The organism is Ruegeria sp. HKCCD6428 (assembly GCF_013110595.1).
GTDB lineage: Bacteria > Pseudomonadota > Alphaproteobacteria > Rhodobacterales > Rhodobacteraceae > Ruegeria.
On record NZ_WVQX01000002.1, the window covers coordinates 243,501 to 265,570 of the forward strand.

A 22,070-nucleotide genomic window follows, 5' to 3' on the forward strand; every position below is an offset into this window, starting at 1 on the left:
CAAGCGCCGCCTATGCAGATTTCACGGTGCTCTCAATCCCCTGGGCAATCACGATGCCGAATTCGCCCAACGTGCTGCGTAGCGTGTTGCTGAGCTGTGTCCGTTGCCGCACGACAAGATCGCTGGCTAGGTTCTGGACCTATTAATTTGGTTGCCGCTTTCCCGCCTACGTGATTCATGTCCGTGAGTTTCAGGGGTATAACATGAGCAATCTATTCTGGCTGACCGATGAGCAGATGGCGCGGCTTCAGCCTTACTTTCCCAAGAGCTATGGTAAGCCGAGGGTTGATGATCGACGCGTACTGAGTGGGTTTATCTTCATCAACCGCAATGGGCTGCGTTGGTCCGATGCGCCTCGCGAGTATGGTCCGTCAAAGACGCTGTACAATCGCTGGAAACGATGGAGCGATATGGGTGTGTTCGCTCGGATCATGAACGGGCTGGCTGCGGAGGGAACCGATCAGAAGACCATTATGATTGACGCAACCTACCTCAAAGCGCACCGCACGGCTTCCAGCCAGAGGTTGAAGAAGGGGGGCGTGGCAGGCTGATAGGGCGCACCAAGGGTGGCATGAATACGAAACTGCACGCCGTTACTGACAGCCTCGGACGCCCCAACCGCTTCTTCATATCCGCTGGCCAGGTGAGCGTTTACACGGGCGCCAGGGCTCTGGTAAATAGTCTACCATCGGCTGACTGGCTGCTGGGAGATCGAGGCTATGACGCAGACTGGTTCCGCGAAGCCCTTAATGACAGGGGAATAAAGCCCTGTATCCCAGGTCGAAAGTCACGCGACAAGCCTGTCCGATACGATAAGCGCCGCTACAAACGACGCTACCGCATTGAAATCATGATCGGACGCCTGAAGGATTGGCGGCGCGTCGCCACCCGATATGACAGATACCCAAAGGTATTCCTCTAGGCCATCGCTCTCGCTGCTACAGTCCTATTCTGGCTGTAAATCAATGAGTCTGGAGCCTAATAGCAACCAAGTGGAACATTTGGGTATTAGCGCATTGCTGCAGGGCATGGCGCATGTGCCGGGCGCAATCTTAACCGCCACTGAAGCATTCGAAGTCGTCGTCGATCACGATGACCCAGCCGCTGCCCAAGCGGATACACGGCACAGCCACCGCCACAAGTACGGGTAATCTAGGATTCTCGCACCATTAAGCTTCATTCGCACATAGTAGACGGGATCGTGACGATAGAGAGTTGGGAACAGGCGAAGATCTACTTCTGAAAAGTGGTTGCCTGTCAAATAGGGCCTGCCATCTGAGAGATGTTCCTCCAAATATTCGAGTGTCTCAAAATAGGCGTCAAAGGCTGTTTTAAAGAACGTTTGATCAGAGGAAAACCCGGCCTTGTAGGCACCATTGTTAATCGCTGTATAAATCCGTTCGTTCAGGTCGTGAATTTGGTGAATCGGCACTTCGTCTGGGTAAAGCCTAACGCGTTCAGCTGCCGGGATTGTGCTGCAAGAGAATCCTCTGATGCGTCCAGCATTCGGACAATTTCAGCGCTTTCGTTGTTAACTATGCGCCCTGCAATCTTGTCATACAGGATTGGAAGGGATTACTCTTCAGAGCCTTCGGCACGATAGATCTCTTTGGCAAGGCGCAGTCCTTTGCCGGTGCCGGTCTCACTCGTGCATTCTGGCAAAGTCTCACTTGTGAGCGATGCAATCCGATCAGGCGCAAACTCCCATAGGTTTGGCGCCTCTGGATCGTCGTCGCCGGTGCGGTTTGGAAATGCAACGTCCATCGTGATGCTGTTTCGAAGGCCCAACACATTTCGCGCTAGCGTCACTCTGTGACACCACGGACAATTCAGTGCTACGAATAGGAGATAGCGAACAGGTTCTGCTGGAAACACTGGATCGCCAATAGCGTGGCGAAAGCCGCTGACACCGCGCACGAATTCACCCCGTGCACGGCGCTTGTTGATATCAGTTTGGTCTACTTCGGTAGACGTGTCGGCCATAACTTCAGCATCATCCTCTGAGCCGGTGATGCAAGATGATTGGCACGGCCAATTCTTCTTCGTCGCTGAGATGCCGTTTAAGGAACGCTTCAATCGTGTTGCTCGTCGCATGGAGCTGTCCGGCTTCGTCGTAAGCTTGCTCCTCATCAAGTGCGGATAGCTTGATCACACGGTTCGCAGTGCCGGTGAAGTCACTCAGCACCTTATCCAGATCGAAGTGATCCTGTTCTAGCAACTCAAGCCCCGCATCAAAACGAGAGTCCGCAGCAGATAGTGCAGGGAAATAGCTGCGATCTTCCCAGCCGTGATGGCCATGCAGGTTTCCAACCAGGTTGCCGCCATAGTACGACAGCCGCCCAACGTAGTCGTCCAACCCTATATCGTTGCTCAAAACCCCTTCTGTATCCAAGCGAATACGTTCCGCAACACGGCGGAACATCTCATGCGCGCCGAGCCAATGCTCGGTTTTCTCTTTGAAACCTGGATGGGCTTCCCAACTGTCGCGGGGGTATTGGTCCAAGAGAAACCGCATTTCTTGAGGCATGTCGTCTTGGCGAATGGTATATGTATCGAGCATCGGTTGTCTCCTTTCAGGCCAAAGATGGGAGGTCGGGCAAGTGCTCGCCACTAGCGAGAACGCACAGTCACTATGCGTCAGCGAACCCCTGCGAAGTCGGTCCAACACAAACCAGCTTTCTTGCGCTTCTAGGCTTCGATGCCTTGCTGGATGAAATCTTTCAGGTCGTTACGGCTAAGCACGTCTTTTGCCGTTGATCTGACCGCTAAGACTGTGTGGCCAAAAAACAAATCTTGGTGAAGCCCTTGCTAAAAAGCTCTATGATTTGGTTTTCTCGGCGAGTGATTTGATTACGCACGCGAATGTTCCCGCGGTTTCACGCCACGTTGGTAGAGACTGTGACTTCAAGTCTGACAGTCTTCCCAAGCGTGCTCGCGTTCCTTGGTCTTTGAGAAGCAAACGCAGAGTAGCTCCAAAGGCCAGAGCGTCCTCGGGTGGCAACAGAATCCCCGCGTCACCGACTGTTTCAGGGACAGCACCCACGTCGCAGGAAACGATTGGAAGTCCGAACATCATTGCTTCGCTAAGAACCATTCCGTAGCCTTCGTACCGGGTCGCAAGCGCGAAAAGTGTCGCCGAGTTGAACAAGTCGTTCAACGGGGCTCGGTCCAACTCTCCCGTGAAGGTCACGCGCTCAGTTAGACCGAGGGCCTTGGCCTGACAGTAAAGCTCAACCGCAGTGTTATCGTCGTGCTCCTTGCCAACGATAACAGCCTGCCATTCCAAGTCCCTGATTGTCTCAAGCGCACCTAGAAGAGTGTCATGCCCTTTGCGGCGGGCCAACAGGCCAACTGACAAAATCAAAGGCGGACGCTTCGGCTGTTTACAGACAACCGGACGATCAAAACCTGGGGGTGCGACAGTTATTAGATCCGGTTTTGCAGCCAATTGGTTGACCAGCACGCGCGCAGTTTCTGGACTTGGAACGACAATATGTGCTGCGTGCTGAAGAGCTGCGGCTTCGTTTTTGAGCAGAAAATTAGCCCGTTCCGTCGGCAACCCAGTTTCTAGTCCAAGGGGGTGGTGTATCATTGCTATTATAGGGGCGCTCACCTGCGCCAAACCCTCTGGATCGATGGAGCCAAAAACCAATCCATCAAGGATAATCGGGCGTTTTCCGGGTACGGCGCGCAGGGCGTTCAGTGCCACTGCCATATCGTCCTGCGTTGGGTCGGGAAATCGACCCGGTAGTTTCAGGTGTTCGGTCTTGCAACCGATCTCGTTAAGAACCCGCAATACGGTGGCTTCGTAGATGAATCCGCCGGTGCGCCGGTCTTTGTCACCAGGGATTGCAAAAACAGCTTCTGTCATACCACTTGCTCGCTCGCATAAACGCGCAGAACCCGCTTTTCGCACCATGCAACTCCAGCGTATGCTGTGACTGCCGCAAGACACAAAAGGACAACGCAGGACCACAGCATATTGTAGTTTGATGTACTCGCGGTCAGTGCCATTAACACGCCTATGCCGCGCCCGGTTGCCAGCCACTCAGCTGTAGTGACAGCCAATAGCGCGGCTGGCACTGCCATGCGGGCAGACGCGAATAAAGCGGGCAACATGGCCGGGATTTGGGCGCATCGGAGTAGTTTCAAACGACCGGCACCATAGCTTTCAAAAAGATCCACGATTTGCTTCGGAGCCTGCCGCAATCCCTGCAGGCAGGCAACAAGAGTTGGGAAGAAAACCATCACAGCGACAATTGCAACGGTCCCGGTAAAGCCGCGCCCAAATGCCAGAACCAGCAAGGGCGCAGTTGTGATGATCGGCACGGCGCGTAATGTAATGGCGGTCGGCATAATCGCCCGCTCCACTGGTGGCCAAAGCGTTAAAATCACGGCCAGTCCCGCACCAAGCGCCAAACCGGCGAGATATCCGGGTATCGCATAAGCCAGGGTTTCGCCAAGCGCAGTTAGTAATGTGTTCAGGTTCGTTGTGTTGGAAACGAAGGTCCAAATATCTGCTGGTCGCTTCGCGAAGAACGAATTCAGGTTAAATAAATCCATGAGTCCCTGCCACAGAACCAAAACCATGGCAGACAGAAAAACGATACCAAGTATTTGAGTAGAGAGCGCGCGCTTTTGACCAACTCTGGGCGTCGATAGCAGGATTGTCGGTGCATGTGGTGTCAGTTTGTTTTTGAGCAGGCCAACGCATGCATACCCGAGCATAGCCAGTGATGCGGAAATAGCCGCCAGCGCCCAGGTCGCATCCGTTTGAAGACCGCGCATGGCCCTCAAGGTCAAAACACCTAATCCTCGCTCGGCGCCTGTGAATTCTCCAATCATCGCACCCAGAAAGGCAGCTGGCGCCGCGATCTGCAATCCCACAAACAGGTAAGGCAAACTGGCTCTGAATCGCACAACGAATAGGGTCGACAGGCGGCCCCGACCGTAAACGGCCATCAAATCTGTCCAGCTTTTCGAGATCGCCCGAAGACCCACAACCAAGGCCAGGAATGTGGTGTAGTAAACAGCCAGTGCCGCCAAAGCGATCTGTGGGCCAGCTCCGGGCCCGAACAGGACCCGTAAAATCGGGCCGCTCGCGATCAGCGGAATGCAGAACACTAGAAGCGCGAGCGCCGATACTACCCATTCTGACTTCGGGACCAAGATCACGAAACAGGCTAGGGCCACCGCCGCAAGGTTTCCCCAAAAGAACCCGAGCGCGGCATTCCTTAAGGTTTCGGTCGCTGCCCTGAAAAGTAGCCCAGAATGATCATTGATATACTCCGCGATATCAAATGGTCCACTGATCAACACGCTGTTTGGCTGAACGTGCGCCAAGCCTTCCCAGATTAGAAGCATAAGCAAGACGCCCAGCATTATACGTCCCGGTTCCACCTACTCAGCCTCCTCCAACGCGGTCAGAACTTGCGTCACAAAAGCGCGAAAGTCTGGTGAAGTTGCAGTGGAAACTGTGCAGTCCCGGTTAATTTCGACCTGTATATCGGCCAAGATACGCGCAGGCCGAGGTGACAGCACGATCACGCGATCCGATAGCAAAACCGCTTCTTCCACGGAATGCGTAACGAGAAGTGTTGTCGTTTGGCGCTCACGCCACAACGGCGGGAGTTCTTGATTCAATCGACGTCGCGTGATCGCATCGACGGCCCCAAAAGGTTCGTCCAACAGCAGGACCTCTGGCTCTGAAATAAGGCTGCGCGCGATTGCGGCGCGTTGGCGCATACCACCTGACAGTTCTGCAGGCCGATGCTCGGCAAACCCGTCCAGCCCGACAAGATTTATCAGGTCATCTACGCGATCCACCGGTTTGCGAGCGAGTTCCGCACCCAATGCGATGTTGGATCTTACGGTTCGCCATGGCAGCAGCGATGCGTCTTGAAACGCCATGGCAAGCCCCCCGCGACGGGCGACCTGTTTTGGTGTTTCACGGCCAATCGTGATGTGCCCCGTGTCGGGTGTTTCCAACCCGGCTATCATTCGCAGAACGGTTGATTTCCCGCAGCCGGATGGTCCAACCAACGCCGTCGTCTTACCGGATCGAAAGTCAACCGAAAGCTCTGACACCGCCTCTGTGCGATCAAAACTCTTCCGGATGTTGGTGCAGGAGATTCCGGGCGTGGTCACGCGTCAGCCCTCGAGTCAGCCATACACCTCTTCCAGCAGCGACCTGTCCCAAAGGTCAGGAGTAACGTTTCGACCCAACACCGCGAGCGTTTCGACATTGGCCGCCACAGTCTCGTCGGTGAACCAACCGAACCCGAACTCGGCCGTCAGGTTTGAGAACATCAGCGGCACTTGGCGCGCGGCCTGCAGCTTTTGCGCGGCGAGATCCAGACCTGCATCAGGGAACATCTCCAGCGTCAACTGGGCGGCGGCGTCGGTGTCTTTGTGATAATCATTCCACCCCATGACTTCGCCTTTCAGTAAAGACACAAGCTCTGCGCGCCTTTGAGCAAGAGAGTCTTCGGTGGCGATATAGGTTTGAGAATGAACGGCATACCCGTAGTCAGCCATGAGCATTGTGGTGTTGTCGACGCCCTGCACAGTCATGGCGACGGGCAAATCTGTTTCCCAGCAAAGCAGGCAATCCACCTGGCCACTGACTAACGGTGCCGGGTCATATTGAGTGGGGATAATTTCAATTTGGTCGATGTCTATCCCGTTCAACGTGCATAAGGCTTGCAAGACGGGCGTATTCGCGACGGCCATACCGATCTTTTTGCCGACCAGATCCGCGGGTTCGTTTACCGGGTTGGCCGCAAGCGATGCAATCGCGAACGGATTCTTTTGCATTGCAACAGCGATAATTTTGAACGGCGCGCCCTGCGCCACAGCGGCGGCGGTATAGTCCGCAGCTGATATCCCAACCAAAGCAGTTCCTGAAACCACGGGCGGCTCTACAGGCGCGTTTGGACCGCCTTGGGCGAGTGAGACATCCAAACCCAGATCGGACCAATACCCTTTGTTTTTCGCAATGTAACTTCCGCCAAACTGCACTGAATGCAGCCACGACAGCTGGAAATTCAAAGGTTGTAAGTTAGCTGCTAGTGCCGGCAACCCATATGCAGAAGCGGCAAAACCGGCTGCTCCAGTTTGAAGAAAAAAACGGCGTGTAAGGTGGGCGGGCTGTTTCATAGCGAACTTCTTCTCTCTGTCGTTAGTTGCAGTTCAAGCGATCTTGGCCACAGCAGAATTGCAACTGCTGGCAGCGCGGCGATCAGGATAACGGCGCCATAAGTGACACCCGAAGCAATGCCCGCACTGGATGACTGCCCGATTATTGGAAATAAGGCGGCAGCGGCTCCTTCCCTCCAACCCCAACCACCAATCGACATAGGGATCAGCATGGCGGTCAACACCAGAGGAATAATGATAAGCAAGCCGCCTGATGGTATGACAACCCCTACAGCCCTTGCTGACGCGTAGAATCCCAGTATCAGACATGCAGAGCTGACTAAGCCGAGCAAAACAAAGGCCGTTCGACGTTGTAACCTGATCAAAAAGACAACGAACCTCCCAATTGATGGAAGGGCAAGTGATATAAGGCTCACCACGACTAGAGCGCATAGCAACACAGCAAGAACTGTCATGCTCAGTTCAGGATGATCGAAGCCTGCGGGCCACATTAGCGCAGCACAGACGCCCAGAAAAAAGACTGCCATGATCGCGATTTGCCCCAACAGCCGTTCCGCGAACACAGATTGAGCTGAGCGTTTGAGGTCTGCTTTCTTCCCCGCCCGAACCGCACGGGTCAGATCACCCGGAACGCCGCCGGGCAGAACCATATTCACCAGCTGCGCGATATAGTATTCGCGCAGGGCGAAAGAGTAATCAAACCGAATATCCAACGTGCGCGCTGTAAGTTGCCATCGGAATGCCATCGAGAAGGTTGCGGCAGTTGTTGCAAGGATCGAAAGCCCTACCCATTCCAGGCTAAGCATCCGCAGATGATCAGCGACACGCGCCAAATCCGTCCACCAAAGCAACGCGATAATCAACGTGATCGATACGACCAACCTGACCCAATACCGGTTCATTGCGTCACCATTGCGGTTGAGGTCTTGTCAGAAAAGGCCGCGATAAAGTTGTCCCTAAAACTGTCCATTCGGCGAACAGGGACGTCGGATGCGGGGACAAGCCCTTCGGTCCAACGCCAATGCTCGATGTGATCCAAGACTTGCGGGGGTCCGATTATATGAACAGCTACATCCTTGCTGTCACTGCCTGATACAAATCCAGCGGCTTGATGGTCCCCTGCGACAATGACCAGTGGTGCATCGTCGGCCAGTTGAAGAACATGAGAAAAGACGACTTGCAAAACGTAGTCTACCGATCTGCGATACGCGTCCCGCACGGCATCCCGGTCTTTCCACAACACTTCAGGTGTCGGTCCCCGTAAGGCCATCTCATTGAAGACGGTGCCGTCGCCTACGTCCTTCCACGGGATTACATCTGCGATTGGCGTCCAAGGGGCATGTGAAGAGATCAGGGCGATCTGGACAAAATCAGGTCTCGGGTCCGGCGGCAAAAGATCGGGATACGCAGCCAAGGTGAATTGGTCGGGCATCGTGACCCAGCGAAAACTCTCGCCCGCATAGGGGATTGTGGCCTTCTCAAAAACAAGCTCAAACCCCATTGCTCGGCTCTCGGGCCAGTCCTTTGTGATTGCAGGCATGACAGCGGCTGTCCGATACCCCGCCGCTTGCGCGATATGAGATAGCCATTTGCGCCCACTGTCGATCATCGCTTGATAACGCCCGTTATCGGCGGTCCACAAGCCGGACCCCAGGGTCCCATGTGCCAACCAGCTTTGTCCGCCTGCCGTTGGCGAGGTCAGCCAACCGCTTTTCATGGCAAGGCCCGAACCCGCGATTTCCGCCTGAGCAGACCGCAGCGTTGCAAGATGCGTTGGCGCGTACAGCGGGTTGTCGAAGCTCGCGCGACCGTAGCTTTCAATCCAGATCAAAAGCACATCCCGCCCATCAAGCTTGTTCAACAATCCGGTCTGATTGGCATAGGTATCTGAACCTGCGGCCTTACGAAACTCAGCCAAATCTCTGGTTGTTCTCTGTATTTCCTCTACGCGATTTACTGCTAAGCGAGCGGTCCAGGTGGTCCCCGGCGGGCTGTTTTCCAATTTCCAGAAACTGAGGTGATGACCCGCATCCGCGACAGCCCATCCAGTGCAGCCGACGCCGATCAAAGCTGCTGCCAATCCTGTTTTTGCATTTTGTCCAAGTGACGCCCAAGCGGCAAAGCCCTGGACTATAAAAACGTAAAGCAGGGCCAGCAACAAAATGGTCGATGACACTGCAAAAACAAATACAACCAAACCAAGGCTATCGTGGGCGAATGAGAACCCTGCAGCGATCAAGGGCATATCAACGACCGGATTAAAAGGCCTGTCAAAAGCGCTAAACATTGCATAGTCGGCGAGCTTCAAAACAGCGACAGCCAACAAAGCCAGCGCGACCGCGTGTACGATGATCAAGCGCCGACCCAGCACCATCATCAGAAATAGTATGACAGGCAGCTCGAGAGGCCAGCGCAACACCGCACCCCACCCAAAAGCGCTTGGATGGTTTGGCAGCGCGAGAACAGAAAAAACAGCCAACGCACCCAAAGCTAAGAAAAGTCCTTGCCTCATTCAGCACGCCCAAGAAGCCATTTGATGTCCACAAAGAAGGACCATGCGAGCAGTATCGCAGCCATAAAAGATATCGGCAAATACGCTGTTGTTGGAGTCAAGGGAAACAGGAGCGTGACCAACGCACCGATTTGTATGACGCAAATTGCTTTTCGACGAAACGACTCGGGGAGTTCAGCCTGCAATGCGGGCAAAAATAGACTTGCTGCGCAGAAGGTGTATCGCATGAAACCAAGAACCAGAATTTCCAGGCCTGTTGTCCCCGATACCAAAAGCCACACAGAGAGGACCGCGCCCAACAACGCGTCCGTTTCCATATCAAACCTCGCGCCAAATCGGGATGTGAGTTTTGATCGCCGCGCCAACCAGCCGTCTACGCCATCCAATGCGAATGCTACTGTTGCCACCACAAATGCCAGCCAAGGGTTCACGGTTGGCGCGACCACAGTGCCAGCCAAAAACGCGACCATTGCAGCGCGGATTAGGGTTACAAGGTTACACAGACCCAACACTTCATAAGGATAGGTTCGACGCAACCCCGGGATCAGCAATCCGACGACTACCCCAAAGACGACCAAAGGGGGCAATGCGGAACCAAACGCCAGTAATGAGCATACTGCCATTGCAAGAGCAATGACCGCGCTGGCCAGGCACAGGTTGGCAACAGGTGGTTCCACCTCCACAGGCCTTGTCGCGTTGTAAAAATCACCGCCAAACATAAACGTCACCCAATTGATCCTAAGAACAATTTAGCCCGCCAACGAACTTCGGGTAGCCTTGTGGGCAACCAACCGCTCACGTCCTTTTCCCAAGCTTAACAACGCCCGTCAAAGGCAAGTGATCCGAAGCCTGCACCAAAACCTCTGATTTTAGTGCGTGAACCTCTGAAATTGCGTCTGGAAAATCCGTCAAGATCCTGTCCAGGGGTAAAAATGGCGCTCGGCTCGGGAAACTGGCTCGAGCAGGCCCTTGAAAGGCCGTTCCAGTAATCCGTTGATGGAACATCAAACCGCCCCAAGGCCGCCATTCATTGAAGTCGCCTAGCATGAGTGTTTGCATAGTTGGGCGACGACGTAAGTACTGCCCAATGGTACGCATTTGGATGATGCGCAACGGTTGCGACAAAGAGAGATGCATCGTCATTATGCGCAACGGATAACCGTCAACCAGCGTTTCGAACACTATGGCGCCCCGGTGGCAATGACCTGGTAGATCAATCACATCTGCATGGGTGCGCTGAAACCTCTCGCCCAGAAACAGGATGCTTCCCAGAAATCCATCGCTCTGACTTCCCCAACGCAATGCGGGGGCGTCTTGTGTGTATCTGAGCCCCGTAAGCTCGGAGATGTTCTGCACGTCTACGATCCGAGCGTGCGGTCGACATTCCTCATCCGCTTCTTGCAACGCCAGAATGTCCAAACCCAAAGGCGTCAGTTCCGTCCCGATTGCGTTGGCCACACGGTTTGGATCGACCTGTCCATCTGGTCCCTTTGCGCGATGAATGTTCCATGTTGCGCAGCGAATTGTGGAGTTGCTCATGTTTTTACGGCCTTTGTCCGTTTGCAACCTATATTATTAATAACCTTGGCTACCACTCGGAGGTCTTCGTACTATGGCTTTTACGCGTTTAAAAACCGATCTCGGCCGCTTTGGCACTACAACGCGAACGATTGTAACCTCGGCTGCACTAAGTGCATATGCAATGGCGGCCAACGCCGATATGGCGCGGTATGAACTCGATCCAACGCACACGGCCATCTATTTCACAATTGATCACATCGGCTACGCAAAAACACTTGGTGTGTTCACAGAAGTGTCGGGCAACTTCTTTTACGACACTGAAACGCAAGAGTTGCGCGACGTAGAGGTTATAATCCAAGCGGCGTCCGTGAACACGTTCAACGACGCGCGTGACGGTCATGTTCGAAACCGAGACTTCCTGGATGTCTCGACGTATCCCGAAATCAAGTTTGTTGCGAACGGTGGCACAGCTTCGGACGACACCAGCGGAACTGTGACCGGAGAATTGACGATCTTGGATCAAACTCTTCCCGTAACGCTGAATGTTACGCTAAACAAAGTCGCAGAATATCCGTTTGGCCATAAACGCGAGGTTTTAGGACTGTCGCTCGACACCGCCATTTTGCGCAGTGAGTTTGGGATGGACTACGGAGTCGCGAATGGGCTTGTTGGCGATGAAGTGACGATTAACATTGAGACGGAAGCAATCAAAAGCGACAAATGATTTTGGTAAACGAATGTGTTGCCAGCCAACAAATCGATCTTGCGGGCAGTAAACTGCCTGGCTTCGAAGGGCAGTCCACGTATTTTTTTGATTTTTCCTTCGAATCCTAGTCACTAAACGACTGCCGCCCATTTTCAGTTTTGAGTCTGAATTTACCTCATGTTGATAGCGGTGAACCATAAATGACGTATTACATAGCTGAAAGCATGCGGACTAAACGCGGCCTACAGTGGTGAAGATTTCTGAGCAAATCGCAACAATAGTGCTTGGTGGTTGCGCAAGCATTGACGCTGATCAGGTTTTGTAGGGCCACGACAGCGATGAGTGCGGGATAGGCTGGGTGTAGACACGGTATTGGGACAAACCGGTTGATGTAAGAAAGGGACGTGCACCTATCTGCGCAAAGTCAAGTTTCTGCTCGAAGCCGTCATTGGTGCAATCCCGATAAGTGTCTGCTTTGCGGACAAACCCGCAGTTCTCCACGAAAACGGATAGGCATACCTTTTGAATAATCGCCTCCACACGTCTTCCGACAATTCGAGACCTTAGCTACCGATCTTTCCACCGCACGTTCACAGGTATTAGGCAAGTTGCCGGTTCTAACAATCTATGAAAGTGGTAGTGTCTTCGAGCCAACTTGCGGGAAGTAACTATGAGCCAACGTCGCCTTGCTGCAATCATGTCTCTGGATGTCGTCGGCTTCAGTCGGATGATGCAGGGCGGCTCCAAGCTACTTCTCAAAACACTGAACACCTTGTACCGCGATTTGGTTAAGCCGATCGTTGAACAAAAATCTGGCAGGGTGGTCAAGCTGTTGGGCGATGGAGCATTGATTGAATTTCCGTCAGCAGGAAAAGCTCTAGAAGCGGCAATTGCGATTCAAACCAAGTTAAGAGAGCCAGACCATCCCTATCTGGTTCCGGAACGTATCCAGCTTAGAGCGGGTTTGCATGTCGGCGACGTCACCGTCGATGGCGAAGATATCTTCGGAGACGGCGTTAACATCGCTGCGCGGCTCCAATCGGCAGCTGAACCCGGGGGCATTCTGGCCTCAAAGGTACTTTGTGATCTTGCCGGAGCGGATTACGCCAAACGATTGCGCCGAGAAGGGCTGCATACGTTCAAAGGCATTGAACAGCCGATCGAAGTGCTGTCGTTCAACTTCACCGATGAACATGTGTCCAAATCGCGCGCTAACTTCGCCAAAACACAGGAAATTCGCTATTGTAAGACAGACGACAACATTAGTCTGGCCTGGAGCTCAGTTGGGGACGGTCCTCCGGTCGTAAAGGCGCCAAGCTGGATTGGACACTTGGAACTTGACTGGCGCAATCCCGGGAAAGCTCCAATTTACACTTCCATCGCTCAAAGACATCGCTTGGTCCGTTTTGACGCCAGGCTCAACGGTCTATCCGACTGGGACGCCGAAACTTGTACGTTCGAACGGTTCGTTGATGACTTGGAAACTGTTTTCGACGCAGCGGATATAAGGCGCGCGCCGATCCTTGCGATATCGCAGGGGTCCGCAGTGGCAGCCGCCTTCGCAGCGCGCCGACCTGACCGCGTGTCTGCGATCGTAATGATAGTTGGGTTCCCTGTTGGTCGGGCAAAAAGAACATCGCAAAAAGATGTGGAACGCGCCAACGCAATTAAGCAAATGATGACTGCCGGGTGGGACGATGATTATCCGTCTCTGCGTGATTTGATGGCGCAAATCATCGTGCCGGGCGCGAGCCAAGAAGAACGGCGGCAATATGCCGAAGACATGCGCAAGATGATTTCACCCGAAAACATGGGGCGGTATCGCGGCGTGATTGATAACATCGATATCTCACCGATATTGTCCAAGGTCGAGGTGCCGTGCCTTGTTTGCCATGGGACCGGCGACAGGATGCAACCGGTCGAACAAGGACGATTGTTTGCAAAGGGATTGCCCAACGCGAAGTTCATCGCCTACGAAAGCTCGAACCATACCATCCCGGACAACGACCCGGAATGGCCACGTTTTGAGAGGGATGCCCTGGCTTTCTTGGCTGAACACAGCTGAATTATTGCTCCAAGTGCCTTTGGGTCTGGCGCTATATCTCTCAAAACAAATGCTACAAGAGTACCTCGCCAGAGTAATGGAACACAGAGTTGCAATAAGTGCAGTCAGGCTATCCTACGCACAATACGCCGAAGGTGAGCCGGTGGTCTTTGTTCATGGTTCGAATGCGGATCATCGGTTTGGCGGGTTTTGCAGATATGGTATCCTCTAAGAGGGAGGCGAATTGACAGCCGAGCAGTCTTGCGGCCTGTTCGCACGAGATCCGCATTCATGGTATTCCTCGACTTGATCGCTCGCAGAAGGCAGCGTTTCAGTTGGACTGGTCGAAAGCAACAATGGACAAGCTCTCTGTCATGAACGCCTTCCGCCGCATTGTCGAGCGAGGCAGCTTTGCGCGTGCAGCGGAGGATCTCGGGGTTTCTCCCGCTCTTCTAAGCCGCGAGATAAAGCTTTTGGAGGAGAGCCTTGGCACGGTATTGCTCACCCGCACAACGCGTTCAATGTCACTCACCGATGCTGGCCAACTCTTCTACGAGGAAGCATCAGGTATCCTTGATGCCGTGTCCCAGGTCGAGACGCGCATCCGTGACGGCGCCGGGGCGATACGCGGCCATCTCAAGGTGAACGCCTCCAGTTCCTTCGGTCAGACCGTCATTGCGCCGATCCTGCCGGGGTTTTTCGACGCCTATCCCGATCTGCGCCTAACGCTTTCGATGGATGACCGGGTGATCGACATGGTGGAGGGAGGCTTCGATGTGTCGATCCGGATCCGGGCGGCGATGCCGGATTCCGCGCTTGTGGCCCGCAAGCTGGGGACGATGCGGCAACAGGTCTTTGCCGCGCCGTCCTATTTGGACAGCGTCGGTGCTCCAGAAACGCCGCTGGACGTTGCCGATCACCGTGTCATCGGCTTTTTGCTGGCCGATCACCTCATCGCCTGGACCCTTCACAGTCCGTCCGAAACGGTGACCGTGGACCTTGATCCGCCCATCCGCGTCGGCAACAGCCTTGTCCTGCGCGATCTGCTGATTGCCGGCCAGGGAATCGGCACCTTGCCGGATTTCGTGTCAAAGGATGCGGTCGCGCGCGGCGAGCTGGTCCGCGTACTGCCCGATTGGGAACTGCCAGCGCCTGAAATCTACGCATTGACGGCCTCGCGCCTCGGCATGGATGCGAAAGTGACGGCGTTTCTCGATCACTTGCGCGCCGCGCTGCACCCCTGACATTCTTCAATCCACGTAAAGAGTGAATTGAGAGCGGTCCGGTTATTCCGGGCCGCCTCATCGCCGATCTTCTCAGGTGACGAAACCCGAAACACTGAGAGGATCCCATGACCCGTGTTCTTGTTCTCTACTATTCCAGCTATGGCCATGTCCGCGCGCTTGCCGAGGCCGAGGCCGAAGGCGCGCGCTCGGTGCCCGGCACCCATGTCGATCTGCGGCGCGTGCCCGAAACCGTCCCCGAGGAGATCCGGCAGAAGGCCGGGTTCGCGGCCGACGAGACCCCGGTTGCGTCTCCCGCCGATCTGGAAAGCTACGACGCCATCATCTTCGGCACCCCAACGCTGTTCGGGATGATGGCCGGGCAGATGAAGTCTTTTCTCGACCAAGCGGGCGGCCTCTGGGCGCGGAACGCGCTGGTCGGCAAGGTCGCGGCCGTCTTCGCCTCTACCGGCTCGCAGCATGGCGGGCACGAGGCGACGCTGCTCTCGACCCAGATCCCGTTGCAGCATTTCGGAATGCTGATCGCGGGCATGCCCTATACCTTTGCTGGTCAGAAGGCGGGCGAGGAAATCGTGGGCGGCGCGCCCTATGGCGCGGGCACCATCGCCGGAGCCGACGGGTCGCGTGCACCATCCGGGACCGATCTTGCCGGGGCGCGCTTCCAGGGCGCGCATGTCGCCCGGATCGCCGTGCGCCTTGCCGGGGCGGATTGGCAAGAGGAGGCCGCGTGATGCCGTCCCTTACAATAGATTTCTTTCACGACGTCGTCTGCTGCTGGTGCTTCAACATCTCGTCGCGGATGCGCGGGCTTGCGGAGGAGTTCGATCTCGATATCCGGCACCGGACCTTCGTCCTGCAGGCCAGCCGCGCCGAGATGGCCGCACGCTGGGGCGCACCCGAAGACGCCCGCGAGACCATCCTTGGCCACTGGGACGCCTGCCGCCAGGTCGGCGACCGGCCGGAGCTTGTCGATATCGACGCCATGCGGGCAGCGCCCTTCGACTATCCCCACGGTATGATCGCCGCCCTCGGCTGCAAGGCCGCCGAACGCATTGGCGGGCAAGCCGCACATTGGGACATGTTCGACTGCCTGCAACGAGCTCATCTGGGCGAAGCCCGCAATATTGCCGACCCCGAAACCGTTCTGGCAGTGGCACGGGATCTCGGGTTCGAGGCGACTGTCTTTGGCGATGCGTTCGACGATCCACACACGGCCCGGGTCGTCGAAGTCGATAGGCAACTGGCCCGCGCTCTTCAGGTCCACTCCATTCCCACGCTCATCGTGCGCGAAACAGGCGCGCGCCTCGTCAACGGACCGCGGGAAGACCTTGCCGCACAGCTCCGCGCCGCCCTCCGCCTTGTCGCCTGAAAGGAGACCCTCATGACCTCTTTCGCCCGTCTTTCGCGCAGCCGGATCCACCGCCGCAGGTTGTGCGAATTGGCACAGGATCTCTCGCCGCACATGCGGCGCGATATCGGCCTTGATGCCTGCGCCAGACCACCCCGGCTGCCCCATCACCTGCTCTGGTGAGCCCCGAACAAGGAGATACGATCCATGTCACGCACCAGCGACATTCTTCTCACGGCGCTCGCCCCGGCGATCTGGGGCAGCACCTATATTGTCACCACCGAGGCGCTGCCGGTGGGCTATCCCGTGACCCTTGCCGCGCTGCGCGCGCTGCCCGCTGGCCTGCTCCTGCTTGCCCTCACGCGCTGCCTGCCGCCACGCGCATGGCTTGGCCGCGCCTTCCTGCTCGGCAGCTTCAACTTCGCCCTGTTCTGGGTGCTTCTGTTCGTGGCCGCCTATCGGCTGCCGGGCGGAGTCGCGGCGACGCTCGGATCGCTGCAGGCGATGATGGTCATTCTCATGGCGCGCGGCTGGCTCGGCACACCGATCCGGGCTGGCGCGGTCGCCGCGGCGGCAACCGGCATACTGGGCGTCGCACTGCTGTTGATCGGACCCGAGGCCGCACTCGATCCCATCGGTGTCGCCGCGGGTCTGGGCGGTGCCGCCTCCATGGCGGCGGGTACCGTGCTCAGCCGCAAGTGGCAGCCGCCCGTCTCGGCGCTGAGCTTCACCGCGTGGCAGCTGACCGCCGGGGGGCTTGTCCTTTTGCCGTTCGCACTGATCATCGAACCGCCCTTGCCGCCGCTGACGGCGACGAACCTGGCCGGGCTGGTCTGGCTTGGCCTCATCGGCGCGGCAGCCACCTATGCGCTCTGGTTCCGGGGTGTCGCCCGGATCGAGCCCGGAGCCGTCGCCATGTTGGGCATGATGAGCCCCGTTACTGCGGTTTTCCTGGGCTGGGTGGTGCTTGGGCAGTCGCTCTTACCCCTGCAGGGCTTGGGCGCGGTCATCGTCCTTGCCTCCGTCTGGGCGGGGCAGCGCGCGAACCGGACCAGCGCCCGTGCTACATTCGCGCGGCACAGGCCGGTGCTTGCAAGAAATGTCTGACCAGGTGTCAATAAGGACGGTCCCAATGCCCAAGCTTACCCTCACCCCCGATCTTGCGTGCGAGATATGGCTCGCCTGGGCTGTTTTACCTCGCGATCATCATGACGGGCTTTGGTGCCGAACTTGGCCTGCGCGCGCCCCTGATCGATCTCAGCGATGCCGCTCTGGCCATTCTGCTCTACCGGATCTTTCGCGCCATAGCGCCGGGCCTGGCGCTTTCGGCCATGGTCTTCCGGCTGATCCAGATCGTGTTGATCGCTGTCAGTCTCATGGGGCTCATGACCGGGTGGATGGTTTTGGTCCGCGCGGATATTCTGGCCGATGCGCCCGCGCTCGCCTTTCTTTTGATGATAGCCTCCAATGCCTGCCGCGGGCTGTATTTGGTTCTTCTGAAGAAATGGCGCATGCACCCTAAGCCAGATGAAGGTTTATTCGTGATATTCGTCGTTGGCATTGTCGTCCTGCTGCCGTTCATTGTGATACATGAAGCTGGTACATCTCAGCCATTGGACCACTCTTGGCAGGTCTGGGGATCGATCCTGTTCATTGGTGTTGGTATGGGTGCTATCTACCTCCACCTGATAAATTTTGGTACAAACAAAGTCGGTGTTTCGACAGCTTCTCTATTTGCCTATCTCGTGCCGATATTCGTTGCGGTCGAAGCCGTGGCTGCAAAGGGCATGGACATTCAGACCTATCAAGGCGTTGGTGGTGCGTAGATTGTCAGTGGTGTTTTGATCGCAACCCGTTTGCACCATCGGCAAACGGCTGCGGACCATCCGCCTCATTGATACATGCGTTGCCAGAGGCACGGGGCCTGGCTTCTTATCTGGCTTAACGATTCGAAAGAAGTGCTTTTGCGGCACCTGGCAGACCGAAAAGGGCCAAGCTCAATCCGGCAACCCAGCTTCCCGAAGATCTTCAACGAACCTGTCAATATCGCGTTGTTGCAGGTTTTCGAATGCCAGACGGACGCGGGAACAGGTCATGTCGGGGCGTTTTTCTTGGCTCTGACGAATCATTCGTCTCGCGGCGCCTATTGCTTTCTGCCGAATCAGTATTGCCGCCAGCACATAGCGACCGAACGGATCAACCGATTTTCCTTCCAATGCTGTTCTCGCACAACTTTCGGCCTGGCCAAAACTGTCGAGAACATAAAGGCAAAAGGCTTTAGCCAACAATTTCACCTTGAAATAAGGACCCGATGGCCCAAACCGGGTAGCGGTCTCGAAATGCGATAACGCGAGCTTTGCCTGCCCGTTTGCGAGATGCGCATACCCAAGAACCAAATGAGCGTTTGCCGCGCTTGGATTTAGACTGACCGCGAGCTGAGCCTCTGCAATCGCGGTATCGTGTTTGTTGAACTGAGTGTAGGCACGGGCAAGACTTGCGTGCGCAAAACTACTTTGTTCATCCAATGCCACGGCCCGCTCTGCGTGATATAGCGCGCGTTCCTTCGCCTCTTCCCGATCATCGACCTGGACGAAGAACAGTTTCCGAAGCTCGGCGTTCGCAATCACCGCGTGCGCAAGTGCATAGTCTGGTGCGATGTCGATAGTTCTGGTTAGAATATCCTTTGCCTTCTGTGTATCTTCATCTGTGAATTTGAAGAGATGCCATAGCGCTTTTTGAACCCTGTCCCAAACGTTGACCTCACCACGTTTCAACCGGGCTTGTTCGCGCAAGTCGAACCGTAACTCCCAATCTATGTGCCCGACAACGGCTGACGCGATCTCCTCCTGCAAGGAAAAGACATCTTCTGTCTTGTGATCCAGGCGATCAGCCCAAAGATCATGCCCGGTCGATGTATCTACCAGATGGGCAGTCACGCGAACGCGCTGATCGTCATAACGCACGGAACCCTCTACCAAATAGTGGGCCCCGAGACGTTGTGCGATCTCTTCTCCAACCAAAGAAGCATCCTTGAGGAGCTGGGTGGAGGTTGGTGAGACGACTGACAGCCAATCCACTTTGGCAAGTTCGGTTACAAGTTCATGGTTGATGCCAGCCACAAACCCGTTGGTGTCGCTTTGCCCACTAAGGCAGTCGAAAGGTAGCACTGCGATTACTGGTTTTTGCGGCGCTGGAAGCTGAGTGATCATCTGATCAAACAGACGATCTTTTTCGGGTGGAGGCTCGGTTCTTGGTGCAAGCGTTTCGGCCTTAGATTGAGAATCAGACATAGCTCCCCGTGTCGCTGGAAAACGGAACACTGGACCGTGTCTGGGCCATTCAACATTGTTGAGCGTCATGTAGTCTTTGAGATTGTGAGCTGCATACAAGAATGCGTGGCTGCGTGCGCCGACGTTGAGGTTCTTGTGTGCAAAATTCAGGCCCACGGCGACACGGGCCAGCAAGTATTGGCTTTCCATAAAGCTTAGCCGATGGCTTTCGTGGCGCTCGACCCAACTCATAGCGCCTCGCCGAAGAGTTCTGACGAACTCGACGAGGCCGACGTCATCCTGCCAAAGCCCCAATGTGTGGTGTTTCGAATGAAAGAGGCCTAAGTCATCTAGGATGGCATCCCATTGGGCAGGTATGCAGTTTCCGCGCCGCGCCAGAAGGTACGCCATCTCGAAATACGCATGATCGAAAAACAAGAATTGCTTGTCTTCATACATGGCCAAATCGATCAGAAAATAATCAGGATCGCGGGACTGGTGCGATCGAACCAGTACATTGTAGCCATGGAGGTCCCCATGCACCCGTCCCTTTGCCGCTCTTACGCTCAACCGGCCCGGCAGGTTCTTTTCAAAGGCAAAGGCCAGCGGGTTTGGGTACCAATGCCCTTCAAACATAAGACAACGCTCGTGCGGGTCATGTCCGCAAACATCCAAAAGAAAGTGATGTAGCCGGCCTGGCTCAGGATCCAATCTGTAGCCGAGCCATCCAGCAAGCAGATCCTGAGGCGAGTGCAAGCCAGGCGCCATCTCGTAATCGATATTCCAGTCATCAAGCAGGCTTCTCGACAGCCGCTCTAGAACGTTCAAGGCCGGCTCATAGCCGCAATCGTTCCAGGGAAGTGAGTATTCAAGTCCTTGCGCCACAACGGTGGACAGGATCGCAATCTTACCCTCGTGTTCCAAAGAGTGGACGACGCGCGCCAGGTGCTTTGATCCAAACGCGGGAACCGCTTCAAACGCTTCCAGATGCCTTTGGTTTTCGGCCTTTTCATTCCATTCCGGATCGGGCAGGGCGTCGAACTTAAGTATGGCCTGGCCGCTGAACGTGTCGCATGTAATGTCGACAATATAAACTAGGGCTCCGGACTTACCGGCACTTAGCTGCCGGTGAAAATAAATCTCATCCTTTACCAACCAGCGGTCAGTTATCAGCGGCAGAAGCTCAATGTACGCTTCAGGCCATCCGAGATCATCGATGGCGTGCATTAACGACACTCCGCAGAAGTTCGGCTAAGGACTGTGCAAATCTGTAAGGCGGCAACGTTTGGTGACATGATACACAAACAATTGCGTGAACCAAGGCGTTTAAGTTGACCGGTCAGAGTATTCCGCGCGGCGGCTTGATCTGCCTAAAGAAGACCCAACGGCCTGCAACATGCATGAAGGACAGCTTTACGAGTGGAAACATGAATCAGCTGTTGAACGCGATTATTAACTGCATCGGGCCGCGAGAGTAGGCTTTGCAAAAAGTAGGGCTTTAGTACGCTTTCCTTCCTTTGAGCCGCGCCGCGAACTCAAACCCAAAGCGTTTTGGGTATAATGCTCGAAAACGGTGTTCTGTATAGTTAACCAGATAACTCTGATAATCGAAGCCGACCTTCGAAACGCCAACTGGGTGGAAGCTCTGTGGCAAACTTTGTTCCCACCGATCAGACCACGCGCCGTTTTGGTGGTGCATCTGCCGATCATCATGTATCTGGTTGTAGAGACAGACGGATACCTGGCGGACGGAACCAAACTTGTGGACGGAATTGATAAGATCGACGGGGCTACCGAGGCGGTAGCGCTGTTTTTATTGTCAATTGCGTTCATCCGGCTCATTTCGCCGGAGCGCTTGGCAACCACCCCCGACTGAAAGACGTGGTGGCTAACGCTTCGAGTTGCTCGCATGCGGAACTTGGCGAAGCAGATGAATTGGACCAAGGCGATCCAATTGAGCTTGGAAAGCAGACTGCCGCGATTGCACGGAAGAATCCGTAGGTTCAAGTAGTTGGAGGGTGTTACGGAACCGATATACGCCAGCTGAAACCGATGGTCAGCGAATTGGCGCAACCAACTTGGTTCAAATTGCTCGTTTATGCTGAAATCTGAGGCAATACTATGATTTCTTCCTACAACCTGTCATATGGCGGTCCAAAGTTGCTGTCCGCGTGGATGTTTGTTGCTGCATTGCGGATTCCCAGGAGCGGACTGTGATAGGCGGCTGTTGATAGTATTACTGCTCGAAACGAAGCAAAGACTCGATTT

The 22,070-nt window shown here is 55.4% G+C and carries 22 protein-coding genes; 10 read left to right on the top strand and 12 right to left on the bottom strand.

Annotation, left to right across the window (positions count from 1 at the left end; genetic code table 11):
- The first annotated feature begins 203 nt into the window (after positions 1-203).
- A protein-coding gene (locus GS620_RS06455; protein WP_171614754.1) for an IS5 family transposase occupies positions 204-922 on the top strand; the annotation gives its coding sequence in 2 pieces (ribosomal slippage) (positions 204-531 and positions 531-922; 720 coding nt in all).
- Positions 923-1,087: 165 nt separating this feature from the next.
- Here the strand turns inward: GS620_RS06455 and GS620_RS22245 are convergent.
- From GS620_RS22245 to GS620_RS06505, 11 genes are all read right to left on the bottom strand, one after another.
- A complete protein-coding gene (locus GS620_RS22245; RefSeq protein ID WP_371809776.1) occupies positions 1,088-1,432 on the bottom strand; it encodes a glutathione S-transferase C-terminal domain-containing protein in 345 nt (114 codons plus the stop codon).
- A gap of 143 nt (positions 1,433-1,575) precedes the next feature.
- Positions 1,576-1,983, bottom strand: a complete 408-nt coding sequence (locus GS620_RS21965; RefSeq protein ID WP_253283814.1) for a hypothetical protein — start codon at positions 1,981-1,983, stop codon at positions 1,576-1,578.
- Between the two features lie 10 nt (positions 1,984-1,993).
- Complete coding sequence (locus GS620_RS06465) at positions 1,994-2,560, bottom strand: hemerythrin domain-containing protein (protein ID WP_171614757.1); 567 nt, start codon at positions 2,558-2,560, stop codon at positions 1,994-1,996.
- A 258-nt stretch (positions 2,561-2,818) separates the two neighbouring features.
- Positions 2,819-3,871, bottom strand: coding sequence for a glycosyltransferase family 4 protein (locus GS620_RS06470; RefSeq protein ID WP_171116962.1), 1,053 nt, complete (start codon positions 3,869-3,871; stop codon positions 2,819-2,821).
- Positions 3,868-5,382 carry an ABC transporter permease gene (locus tag GS620_RS06475; protein WP_171614759.1) on the bottom strand — a complete coding sequence of 505 codons (1,515 nt, stop codon included), beginning with the start codon at positions 5,380-5,382 and terminating at the stop codon, positions 3,868-3,870. The genes GS620_RS06470 and GS620_RS06475 overlap by 4 nt, the downstream gene beginning before the upstream one ends.
- A gap of 18 nt (positions 5,383-5,400) precedes the next feature.
- On the bottom strand, positions 5,401-6,147 hold the full coding sequence (locus GS620_RS06480) for an ATP-binding cassette domain-containing protein (protein ID WP_171614761.1): 747 nt from the start codon (positions 6,145-6,147) through the stop codon (positions 5,401-5,403).
- 15 nt (positions 6,148-6,162) lie between these two features.
- On the bottom strand, positions 6,163-7,158 hold the full coding sequence (locus GS620_RS06485; protein WP_171232451.1) for an ABC transporter substrate-binding protein: 996 nt from the start codon (positions 7,156-7,158) through the stop codon (positions 6,163-6,165).
- The gene (locus GS620_RS06490; RefSeq protein WP_171614763.1) at positions 7,155-8,060 is read right to left on the bottom strand and encodes a lysylphosphatidylglycerol synthase transmembrane domain-containing protein; all 906 of its coding nucleotides are present in this window, start codon (positions 8,058-8,060) and stop codon (positions 7,155-7,157) included. Before GS620_RS06490 ends, GS620_RS06485 begins: the two co-directional genes overlap by 4 nt.
- A complete protein-coding gene (locus GS620_RS21970; RefSeq protein ID WP_253283815.1) occupies positions 8,057-9,076 on the bottom strand; it encodes a sulfatase-like hydrolase/transferase in 1,020 nt (339 codons plus the stop codon). The genes GS620_RS06490 and GS620_RS21970 overlap by 4 nt, the downstream gene beginning before the upstream one ends.
- A 590-nt stretch (positions 9,077-9,666) precedes the next feature.
- Positions 9,667-10,389, bottom strand: coding sequence for a CDP-alcohol phosphatidyltransferase family protein (locus tag GS620_RS06500; protein ID WP_171615294.1), 723 nt, complete (start codon positions 10,387-10,389; stop codon positions 9,667-9,669).
- A gap of 76 nt (positions 10,390-10,465) precedes the next feature.
- Complete coding sequence (locus tag GS620_RS06505) at positions 10,466-11,236, bottom strand: endonuclease/exonuclease/phosphatase family protein (RefSeq protein WP_253283816.1); 771 nt, start codon at positions 11,234-11,236, stop codon at positions 10,466-10,468.
- Positions 11,237-11,282: 46 nt separating this feature from the next.
- Between GS620_RS06505 and GS620_RS06510 the strand changes: the two genes are divergently transcribed.
- From GS620_RS06510 to GS620_RS06545, 8 genes are all read left to right on the top strand, one after another.
- The gene (locus GS620_RS06510) at positions 11,283-11,915 is read left to right on the top strand and encodes a YceI family protein (RefSeq protein ID WP_171206989.1); all 633 of its coding nucleotides are present in this window, start codon (positions 11,283-11,285) and stop codon (positions 11,913-11,915) included.
- Between the two features lie 679 nt (positions 11,916-12,594).
- Positions 12,595-13,962: an alpha/beta fold hydrolase gene (locus GS620_RS06515; protein ID WP_171614767.1), complete on the top strand. Its 1,368-nt coding sequence runs from the start codon at positions 12,595-12,597 to the stop codon at positions 13,960-13,962.
- Positions 13,963-14,297: 335 nt separating this feature from the next.
- Positions 14,298-15,185 carry a LysR family transcriptional regulator gene (locus GS620_RS06520; protein ID WP_171614769.1) on the top strand — a complete coding sequence of 296 codons (888 nt, stop codon included), beginning with the start codon at positions 14,298-14,300 and terminating at the stop codon, positions 15,183-15,185.
- A gap of 107 nt (positions 15,186-15,292) precedes the next feature.
- Positions 15,293-15,916 carry an NAD(P)H:quinone oxidoreductase gene (gene wrbA / locus GS620_RS06525; RefSeq protein ID WP_171169357.1) on the top strand — a complete coding sequence of 208 codons (624 nt, stop codon included), beginning with the start codon at positions 15,293-15,295 and terminating at the stop codon, positions 15,914-15,916.
- A complete protein-coding gene (locus tag GS620_RS06530) occupies positions 15,916-16,554 on the top strand; it encodes a DsbA family protein (protein ID WP_171614771.1) in 639 nt (212 codons plus the stop codon). The genes wrbA and GS620_RS06530 overlap by 1 nt, the downstream gene beginning before the upstream one ends.
- Before the next feature lie 12 nt (positions 16,555-16,566).
- Positions 16,567-16,716 (top strand): hypothetical protein, encoded by a 150-nt coding sequence (locus GS620_RS06535; RefSeq protein ID WP_171117713.1) that lies wholly within the window; start codon positions 16,567-16,569, stop codon positions 16,714-16,716.
- Between the two features lie 24 nt (positions 16,717-16,740).
- On the top strand, positions 16,741-17,640 hold the full coding sequence (locus GS620_RS06540) for an EamA family transporter (protein WP_171117715.1): 900 nt from the start codon (positions 16,741-16,743) through the stop codon (positions 17,638-17,640).
- 101 nt (positions 17,641-17,741) lie between these two features.
- Complete coding sequence (locus tag GS620_RS06545; protein WP_171614773.1) at positions 17,742-18,359, top strand: DUF4386 family protein; 618 nt, start codon at positions 17,742-17,744, stop codon at positions 18,357-18,359.
- 171 nt (positions 18,360-18,530) lie between these two features.
- On the opposite strand, the gene GS620_RS06550 is transcribed toward GS620_RS06545, so the two are convergent.
- Positions 18,531-21,029 carry a hypothetical protein gene (locus GS620_RS06550; protein WP_171614775.1) on the bottom strand — a complete coding sequence of 833 codons (2,499 nt, stop codon included), beginning with the start codon at positions 21,027-21,029 and terminating at the stop codon, positions 18,531-18,533.
- Positions 21,030-21,375: 346 nt separating this feature from the next.
- Here GS620_RS06550 and GS620_RS06555 point away from each other — a divergent pair, with 346 nt between their 5' ends.
- The gene (locus GS620_RS06555; protein WP_171614777.1) at positions 21,376-21,678 is read left to right on the top strand and encodes a hypothetical protein; all 303 of its coding nucleotides are present in this window, start codon (positions 21,376-21,378) and stop codon (positions 21,676-21,678) included.
- Positions 21,679-22,070 lie beyond the last annotated feature (392 nt).